At 64.1% G+C, this 1,137-nt stretch carries 2 protein-coding genes; both read right to left on the minus strand.

Translation table 11 applies throughout. The features are described 5' to 3' along the window. Positions 1–565: FGGY family carbohydrate kinase (locus EN879_RS36705; RefSeq protein ID WP_245493941.1), on the minus strand; the 565-nt coding region annotated here is incomplete at its 3' end. Continuing rightward, on the minus strand, positions 562–1,137 hold a 576-nt coding region (locus EN879_RS36710; RefSeq protein WP_127274754.1), incomplete at its 5' end, for an HAD-IA family hydrolase. The genes EN879_RS36705 and EN879_RS36710, both read right to left, overlap by 4 nt.

A 1,137-nucleotide genomic window follows, 5' to 3' on the forward strand; every position in this document is an offset into this window, starting at 1 on the left:
ATTTGGCGGTCAGCGTGCATTGCGAGCGGGCCAGCGAACCTGTCGCTTGCCAGGTCAGGAAATCGGTGAGATCGAATAAATAGCCGGCTTCATTCCAGGTCTCCGGCAAATTGCGCTTCAGCCACATCAGCTTCGGTGTCGCCATTTCCGGCGACATGACGCCGCCGACGTAATTCAGCACGGCGTGGCCGCTTGCCGTGCATTCGTCGGCCTCCGCGATGGCGCGGTGGTCGAGCCAGACGATGGTGTCCCAGCGCTTGTCGCCCGTGGTCGAGACGCTGAGCTGGCCGCCTTGCCGGTCGCGCACCACCAGCGAACAGGTGGCATCGAAGGAGATGCCGACGACCTCCTCGGCAGCTATGCCGGCCTTTTCGCGGGCAGCGCGCACGGCGGCGCAGACGGCCGACCAGATATCGCGCGAATCATGTTCGGCGTGATCGGGCTTCGGCTGGTTCATGGCGATCGGCCGCTCGGCGCGGCCGAGCAAGGTGCCGTTGGTGTCGAGAATGCCCGCGCGAGCGCTCCCGGTGCCGACATCGACCGCGCAAACGAACTGTTTCGTCAAGATGCTCTGTCTCTCGCTCCCAGGCCTGCAATCAGATCGGGCAATTGCAGCATGTCAGCGAATATAAAGTCCGGTTCACTCGACGCAAGCCGCGCTTTCAAGGTCGGGTTGCCGGCATGCGAGCCGCCGGTGAAGGCAAACACGCGCATCCCCGCCGCCCGCGCGGCAATGATGCCGGCCGGGCTGTCCTCGATGACGAGGCATTTGCGTGGATGGGCCCGCATGCTGGCGGCGGCATGCAGGAACAGGTCCGGCGCGGGCTTTCCCTTGGCCACCATGGTGGCACTGAACAGGTGCGGTTCCATCAGCCCAAGCAATCCGGTGACGTCGAGCGCGTAGCGGATGCGGTCGAGCGTGCCCGAGGACGCGACACAGAACGGCAGCCCAAGCTTCGGCAGCATCTTCTTGACACCGGCGATCGGCTTCAGCTCCTCGCGGAATTTGCGCATCAATTCGACGCGCATCTCGGTCAGGTGCAGGTCGGTGATATCGAGCCCGAAGTCGCGGCCGAGGATCTCGCGCACGCTTTTCATGCTCTTGCCGAGGAAATGCTCGTAGGCGGCATCCTCACT

The sequence above is a fragment of the Mesorhizobium sp. M7A.F.Ca.AU.002.02.1.1 genome, from assembly GCF_003998535.1.
Classification (GTDB): domain Bacteria; phylum Pseudomonadota; class Alphaproteobacteria; order Rhizobiales; family Rhizobiaceae; genus Mesorhizobium; species Mesorhizobium ciceri.